The 7,630-nt window shown below is 41.7% G+C and carries 8 protein-coding genes; 1 reads left to right on the top strand and 7 read right to left on the bottom strand.

Annotated elements, in window-relative coordinates:
- The first annotated feature begins 146 nt into the window (after nt 1-146).
- Nucleotides 147-746 (top strand): Yip1 family protein, encoded by a 600-nt coding sequence (locus H5201_RS21670; protein WP_145241488.1) that lies wholly within the window; start codon nt 147-149, stop codon nt 744-746.
- Between the two features lie 114 nt (nt 747-860).
- On the opposite strand, the gene purF is transcribed toward H5201_RS21670, so the two are convergent.
- From purF to H5201_RS21635, 7 genes are all read right to left on the bottom strand, one after another.
- Nucleotides 861-2,387, bottom strand: coding sequence for an amidophosphoribosyltransferase (purF, locus tag H5201_RS21665; RefSeq protein ID WP_182785369.1), 1,527 nt, complete (start codon nt 2,385-2,387; stop codon nt 861-863).
- Between the two features lie 18 nt (nt 2,388-2,405).
- Nucleotides 2,406-2,900 carry a CvpA family protein gene (locus H5201_RS21660; protein ID WP_054206292.1) on the bottom strand — a complete coding sequence of 165 codons (495 nt, stop codon included), beginning with the start codon at nt 2,898-2,900 and terminating at the stop codon, nt 2,406-2,408.
- 61 nt (nt 2,901-2,961) lie between these two features.
- Nucleotides 2,962-3,600 carry an SPOR domain-containing protein gene (locus tag H5201_RS21655; protein WP_182762697.1) on the bottom strand — a complete coding sequence of 213 codons (639 nt, stop codon included), beginning with the start codon at nt 3,598-3,600 and terminating at the stop codon, nt 2,962-2,964.
- An 11-nt stretch (nt 3,601-3,611) separates the two neighbouring features.
- Complete coding sequence (folC, locus tag H5201_RS21650; protein ID WP_149980768.1) at nt 3,612-4,877, bottom strand: bifunctional tetrahydrofolate synthase/dihydrofolate synthase; 1,266 nt, start codon at nt 4,875-4,877, stop codon at nt 3,612-3,614.
- Nucleotides 4,878-4,902: 25 nt separating this feature from the next.
- Nucleotides 4,903-5,778 (bottom strand): acetyl-CoA carboxylase, carboxyltransferase subunit beta, encoded by an 876-nt coding sequence (accD, locus tag H5201_RS21645; protein WP_145241496.1) that lies wholly within the window; start codon nt 5,776-5,778, stop codon nt 4,903-4,905.
- A gap of 160 nt (nt 5,779-5,938) precedes the next feature.
- On the bottom strand, nt 5,939-6,733 hold the full coding sequence (gene truA / locus H5201_RS21640) for a tRNA pseudouridine(38-40) synthase TruA (RefSeq protein WP_149980769.1): 795 nt from the start codon (nt 6,731-6,733) through the stop codon (nt 5,939-5,941).
- A 178-nt stretch (nt 6,734-6,911) separates the two neighbouring features.
- On the bottom strand, nt 6,912-7,630 hold a 719-nt coding region (locus H5201_RS21635), incomplete at its 5' end, for a FimV/HubP family polar landmark protein (RefSeq protein ID WP_310736958.1).

Genomic DNA, 7,630 nt, shown 5'->3' with positions numbered 1-7,630 from the left:
TAAAGCGCTAACTGCGTTATAATTTTTTCAAGTAGAACAACTACATGTCAAAATTTACGCCTTGTTATCACTGTATTTATCTGTCGCTATAAATGGTCAGTAACTTAACACGATTGGTATAATTCCTTTTCATGGGGCACACAATTATGATACTAAACCATCTTTGGGGCATATATGCCCATCCACTCGAAGAGTGGCAAACAATAGATAACCGCCACGAGAGCTTAACATATAGCCTATCACATATATTACTGATAGCGTTGTTTCCATCTGCAATGGGTTATTACTCATCAGTTTATTTGGGCTGGAGTATCGGGGCTGGTAATCCGGTATTTTTAACCCACGATAGTGCAATACTGATTGCTGCAGCTATGTATGGCGCTTTAATTGTGGGTGTGTTTGCGCTGGCTTATTTAGCACATTGGATGGCTGTTACTTTTGGTGCAGAACCAACCTTTACCCAAACCTTAGAACTTGCAGCGTATACTTCAACACCAGTATTTATGTCTGCACTAGCGGCATTTTGGCCAGAACTATGGTTTGTTGTATGTGTGGGTTTGGTCGCTTTAGGCTATTCGGTCTACTTGCTGTATACCGGTGTGCCCATTTTGATGCATATACCGCAAGAGCGTGGCTTTATTTACGCAAGCTCTGTGGTAACTTGCGGACTAATTTTACTGGTGATTATTTTAGCTGTCACCGCCATATTGTGGACCAACGGTATCGTAAGTCCAACCTTTACATGATACCTAGTTCAACGTTAGAAGCTGTAAAATGTAGTATATAGTAGTGTTATTATTTTCTTTCCTTCGCAAAAAAGGAGCTAAATTTAGCTCCTTTTTTATTTCGCTAGGCAGAGATTAATCTGAGCCGTTTTCTTCTTGATTATGTAACTCTAAACCAGAAGACATGGCACTTTCACGACTACTTTTTGCCGAATCATTACGCAGCTGTTCAATACGATTCAAATAATTCTGATCGATACCACCGGTAATATATTGGCCATCAAATACTGATGTTTCAAATCGTGTAATTTCTGGGTTTTCCTGCGCTACGGCAGCAATCAAATCAGGTAACGATTGGAAAATCAAACCATCAGAGCCAATGCTTGCATTGATATCTTCAACTTCACGTCCATGGGCAATCAACTCAGCCGCAGATGGCATATCAATACCATACACGTTCGGAAAGCGAATTTCAGGTGCAGCAGAAGCAAAGTAAACGTTTTTAGCACCAGACTCACGCGCCATTTCAACAATTTGTGCTGAAGTAGTGCCACGTACAATCGAGTCATCAACTAGTAATACGTTTTTACCTTTAAACTCACGGTCAATTGCATTGAGCTTTTGACGTACTGACTTTTTACGCATTTCCTGACCAGGCATGATAAACGTACGGCCAATGTAACGGTTTTTAACAAACCCTTGGCGATATGGCAGATTAAGTACGCGGGCGATTTCCAATGCCACATCACATGATGTTTCTGGGATTGGAATAACAACATCAATATCTTTATCAGCCCATTCGCGAGCAATTTTTTCGCCAAGCTTAGTGCCCATATTTACACGTGTAGCGTAAACAGACATGCTATCGATATTTGAGTCTGGACGTGCAAAGTAAACAAATTCAAAGATACATGGCGAGTAAGATACTTTATCTGCGCATGTTTGAGAGTAAAACTCACCGCCTTCAGTAACATATATCGCTTCACCAGGAGCGACATCACGCACAAATTCAAAACCATCGGTTTTTAACGCAACGCTTTCAGAGGCAAACATATACTCGGTGCCATTTGCAGTTTCACGTTTACCAAACACTAATGGACGAATACCATTTGGGTCACGAAACGCGATAATACCATGGCCAATTACCATAGCGATGGTGGCATAACCGCCTTGAACTTTATTTATAACTTCGGTGATACCGTTAAAAATATCTTCAGGGTCAAGATGTAGTTTATTTGGTTTACTTAATTCATGAGCCATGATGTTAAGTAAAATTTCAGAATCTGAGGTTGTGTTAACGTGGCGACGTGCTTCACAGAACAATTGATCTTTAAGCTGCTCTGCATTGGTTAAGTTACCGTTGTGTGCTAAAGCAATACCGAACGGTGAGTTAACATAGAACGGCTGCGCTTCAGACGAGCTAGAAGAACCTGCTGTCGGATAGCGTACATGGCCGATACCAATAGTGCCTTGTAAACGCTTCATATGACGGGTGTGAAATACATCTTTCACTAAGCCATTTGCTTTGCGTAAACTAAAGGTGTTGTTTTCAATGGTAATGATGCCCGCGGCATCTTGACCACGGTGTTGCAAAACAGTTAAGCCATCATAAATCGCCTGATTTACAGGAGATGTTCCGACTATTCCAACGATACCACACATGAAATTTTTCCTCGCCGATTAACGGTTGACCGAATTTAAAAAGCTAGAGTTATTTTCGAGGTATGAAAAAAACCACTCAACAACAAAGCCAAATTCTGGGATCAAAATAGAGTTACCCCACCAGTGCGTATTGGGTGCACCAGTAAAAGCATCAAGAAAGAAGAGTAACGCGCTCACGACCAACACGCCACGAAGTGCACCAAAGACAATGCCGAAGACACGGTCTGTGCCAGACAAACCAGTACGTTGTACAAGTTCACCTAGAAGGTAGTTTAACAATCCGCCTAACAATAGCGTCGCAAAGAATAATATGGCAATGGCCGCTGCATTTCTTAAAAGGGGTTCAGAAATACTTGTTAGGAATGATGCTAAATATTGGTAAAACAAGCTAGATATGATAAATGCGCCAGCCCACACAGCCAAAGACATTGCTTCTTTTATAAAGCCACGAATTAAACCGATAATAGTAGACAGTGCAATAATGCCAAAGATGGCGTAATCAACCCAGATCATATGAACCAACTAGTCGTTAATTTGGGGCGCATTCTATAAGAGGTCAGCACTAAATGCCAGATCATTTTGCTACTTCAAATTGGGTAACTTTTCCGTTAAGTTTAGTAAGTGCTTTTAATTCAGGGAGTTTGCTCTCAAGCTGGGCTTTATCAAGCGACGGACCCACAAAAACTTTGGTTAAAGTACCATTTGGTGTTTTAACTGGACGGGTAAAGGTTTTAAACCCTTCGTCACTTAGTTTAGCTTGTAGCGATTTTACATTCGCACTATGCGAAAAGCTCCCCAACTGAATTACATATGCCATTTTCGATAAATTTTCTTCAGGCTTACGTGATGGCTCAGACTTTTTTTCAACAGGTTGTGCTGTAGTCGTTGCTACAGTAGTTTGCTCAGTCGATGCTTCAACCATTTTTTTCGCTACTGGCGTCGTCTCTACAACTGCTTCAGAGGAACTTGAGAGTAGGTCATCATCTGGCAATATATCTTCCTCAGGCTCTTCGTTTGGCTGTTGTGCGTTAGCCACTTGATCATCTATTGAATCTTGCAAGTCAATAGTTGTGAACTCAGGACGTTCCGGAATGGCTTTAAAGCCTTCTTTGTAATGTACTTTTTCGCCATCAAGAATATTAGGAATAAACACGATAGCTGCAATCACCACAATAGTTGTGCCGACTAAACGATTTATAAAGCCTGAGTTCACCTGATTCCTCTCTATTTTTTCCAATAATTGATAGCAGCTGCAACAGTTAAGAAGGAGCCAAATATGATTAACACCGTCTTCTCATCAAGCTGTGGCAACACACCATCCAATGCGTCTGCAACTGTTTGATATTTTTCAATTGGCGCGCTTGTATGCACATTATCCATGGATTTAGCTAAATTCTCTACTTTATCGCCACGAAAGCAATTAAGTCCGGCTAAACACCACGCATCAACTACCGGGCTAACTTCATTTAATACAGCGACTTTGTCTTTATCAGCCAGCATAGCGACTAACGCATGAACTTTAAAGCCTTGATCTTGCAGGTTAGCTAACTTTTTAGCTAAATAGCGTGCAGATTCAGCATTATGTGCCACATCAGTATAGACCATAGGTTTGCTGCTTAGTTGCTGAAAACGCCCTTCAACAACTAAATTAGCTAAACAATCACGGATCACTGCCTCACTAGGTAATAAATCTAACACGGCTAATGTGGTTAGTGCCGTTGCCGCGTTTTGGCATGGGATTGATGGTTTAGCAAACTCAAAGTGATGGGCTTGATATTGCCAACTAAAACTTTGCGCATGCTCTTTAAATATAAAGTCACGCCCTGATAAATGCATCACCGCGTTAATTTCATGACCGTAGTCGGTGACTGTGTGCGGTATATTTAAATCGCCGACAATGGCAGGTGTGCCAGTACGGAAGATCCCTGCTTTATCATAACCCACAAGCTCTCGCGTATCACCAAGGTACTCTTTATGATCTAGATCTATGGTGGTGATCACACTGGCAAATGGAGTAACAATATTGGTAGCATCGAAACGCCCACCTAAACCCACTTCTAACAGCACATAATCAACGCTATGGCGTTTAAAAATAGCCAGTGCGCCTAAGGTGCCATACTCAAAATAAGTCAGTGGCGTGTCACCGCGGCCTTGCTCGAGCAAGTCAAACGCATCAACATGAAATTGATCATCAAGCTCAGCGCCATTAATGCGCACTCGCTCGTTATAATGAATTAAATGAGGAGAGGCATAGGTACCAACCGAATAACCTTGGGCAAGCAGCAGTGATTCTAAACATCGGGCAGTGGTGCCTTTGCCATTGGTGCCGGCTATTAGAATAATTTTACTTGGGCTATCTAGTAAACCAATGGTATTGGCAACTTTGGCAACGCGTTCTAAACCCATGGCAATATTTGCTGGGTGAACACTTTCTAAATAACAAAGCCAATCATCAAGGCTTGATGATTGGCTAGGAAGATTTTTTGTCATAGCGTGTAATCAGTAAAGCTGAAATTTACGCTACTCTATGCTCTTGTTCCGTAGAAGGCAAGTTCATAAATTTAGCTAGTATGCGGGCAAGTGTGTCACGCATTTCACGGCGATCAATAATCATATCGATGGCACCATGCTCGAGTAGAAATTCACTTCGTTGGAAGCCTTCAGGTAAGGTTTCGCGCACAGTTTGTTCAATTACACGAGGACCCGCAAAGCCGATTAATGCTTTTGGCTCCGCCACGTTGATATCACCTAGCATAGCTAATGATGCTGATACACCGCCCATAGTTGGGTCAGTCATTACAGAGATAAACGGTAAGCCTTGTTCGCTCATCTTAGCAAGTGCAGCACTGGTTTTAGCCATTTGCATAAGCGACATAAGTGCCTCTTGCATACGTGCGCCACCTGAAGCTGAGAAGCAAATTAGCGGCATGTTATGCTCTAAACACTGATCAACAGCATCCACAAAACGTGCGCCAACAACCGATGCCATTGACCCACCCATAAATGAGAATTCAAATGCGACGGCGGCCACTGGAATGCCTTTTAAGCGTCCCTTCATCGCGACTAATGCGTCTTTTTCGCCACTTGATTTTTGTGCGGCGGCGATACGATCTGAATATTTTTTCGAGTCTTTAAACTTTAAAATATCTTTTGGTTCGTGCTGTGTGCCAAGTTCTTGGCGGTCGCCATCATCCAAAAAGTGCTCAAGGCGTTTACGGCCACTCACACGCATGTGGTGATTGCATTTAGGACATACATTGAGTGATTTTTCTAATTCAGCTTTATATAAAATCGAATCACAATCTGTACACTTTGCCCAAACACCTTCAGGGATCTCTTTACGAGCCGAAGACTTTGTTGTTTTAGGTAGGATTTTTTCTAACCAACTCATTTGCAACTCTCTTAATACTATTCTGTGCTTTGCTGCGTTCCTGCCAAATCATTATTGACAGACAAATTTTTTCAATTAAAACATGAATTCCACACAGGCGGTATAAAAAACTGGTCTTAGTAGTGAAATGCCTGCAAGGTTATGTTTAATTTATCACCAATTAACCCTTCACATCCGTTAAGAATAAAGGGCCAAGTGGTGTCGACGGAATTTCAAACCGCGCCGGATAGTCAACATCAACTAAGTATAAACCTGCCGCCTTTGCCGTCGCACTGGCTTTGGCTCGCTCTTTTAAATCAAGTAACTCTTTTAGCCACACAGGTTGCTGCTTATGAATACCAATATCGGTTAAGCAACCGGTAATGTTACGCACCATGTGGTGTAAAAATGCATTAGCCTTAATATCAATAATCACATAACTGCCTTGACGCTCAACTGACAAGTGATGAATAGTACGTGTAGCAGTATTCGCTTGACAATGCAAAGCTCTGAATGACGTAAAATCATGCTCGCCTAATAGATATTGACATGCTTCTTGCATTTTAGTTTCATCAAGTGGGTGATGAAAATGCGTAACGCCTTCATTTAATATTGCTCCTCGAAAGGCGTTATTGTAAATAACATAACGATAACGACGAGCTGTAGCACTAAAACGTGCATGAAAATCATCACTCACCGGTTTTGCATAGCGAATAGCAATATCTTTCGGTAGCAAGGTATTCATACCCATAGTAAATGCAACCATATCGCGTTCAGCATCGGTATCAAAATGCACCACTTGCCCAGTGCCATGCACGCCGGCATCAGTGCGCCCAGCACAGACTATTTCAACTGGATGATTACAAATACGCGAAAGCGCGGTTTCTACTTCTTGTTGTACGCTATTTACATGCGATTGACGTTGCCAACCACTATAACGGGCGCCGTTGTACTCAACTCCAAGTGCTACTCGCATAATTACTGCTTTACCTACTGTGCTAATGAACGGGGCATTTTATGCTATCTGACGCTGCAATAAAAGTGACTCTATACAAATTAAGCGCACAGTAGCCAAGCGAGCTTTTTTCTATTGCTAAAAAAACGGCGAGTAAACTAAATTTACTCCCCGTTTTAACTATAAATGCAGAAACAACTTACAGTAATTTTGCTTTTAAGCTTTGTGCTTCTTCTTGTACTTCTTCGGGACCATTTGCTATCACTTCGTCAATAGCGTCAAGGGCTGCATCCATATCCCCTATTTCAATATAAGCACGTGCTAAATCAAGTTTTGCAGAATAACCGCCACTTTCAGCATCCACATCAGTTGGGTTATCTCCAGCAAGTAAGGCATCAAACTCACTTAATCCAACATCCATATTTACATCATCATAAGGTTCATAATCTAAGCTTGTATCATCACTTTGTTCAATCAAAGCATCAATATCGACAAATTCATCCGCAACGATGTCCTCATTTGTTGATGTATTCACGTCTTCACTTAATTGCTCCGCCGACGGCACATCATCAGGTACTGAAAGCTCTTCAAGTGCAGCAAGATCTTCACTGAGTAACGCATTGAAATCAACTTCAAACTCGCTGCTATCATCTATTTCTAAAGACTCAGGTTCAGCCAACTCACTAAGCAATGCATCAAAATCTGTTTGGGTGAGATCAGCCATAAAATCATCATCAAGCTGATCATCTGACAACGATTGTTCCAGTGGATCTTCAAGTTCAGTCGCGAAATCACCATGATATTCATCTTCTAACGCATCTGTAAGTTCATCTTCAACAACTGCTTCATCTTCAGTAACTAGTTCGTCTTCAGCAACTGGTTCGTCTTCAACAACTGGCTCGTCTTCAGTACCTAGTT

Source organism: Pseudoalteromonas sp. SG43-6 (assembly GCF_014164365.1).
In the GTDB taxonomy this organism is placed as follows: domain Bacteria; phylum Pseudomonadota; class Gammaproteobacteria; order Enterobacterales; family Alteromonadaceae; genus Pseudoalteromonas; species Pseudoalteromonas rhizosphaerae.
Note: the sequence above shows the minus strand (reverse complement) of the source record. Positions and strands in the feature narration are given on the sequence as shown.

Coding starts and splice junctions, on each gene's coding strand:
- accD (WP_145241496.1), bottom strand. CDS start 5,778: ATGAGTTGGTTAGAAAAAATCCTACCTAAAACAACAAAGTCTTCGGCT.
- folC (WP_149980768.1), bottom strand. CDS start 4,877: ATGACAAAAAATCTTCCTAGCCAATCATCAAGCCTTGATGATTGGCTT.
- purF (WP_182785369.1), bottom strand. CDS start 2,387: ATGTGTGGTATCGTTGGAATAGTCGGAACATCTCCTGTAAATCAGGCG.
- H5201_RS21660 (WP_054206292.1), bottom strand. CDS start 2,900: ATGATCTGGGTTGATTACGCCATCTTTGGCATTATTGCACTGTCTACT.
- truA (WP_149980769.1), bottom strand. CDS start 6,733: ATGCGAGTAGCACTTGGAGTTGAGTACAACGGCGCCCGTTATAGTGGT.
- H5201_RS21670 (WP_145241488.1), top strand. CDS start 147: ATGATACTAAACCATCTTTGGGGCATATATGCCCATCCACTCGAAGAG.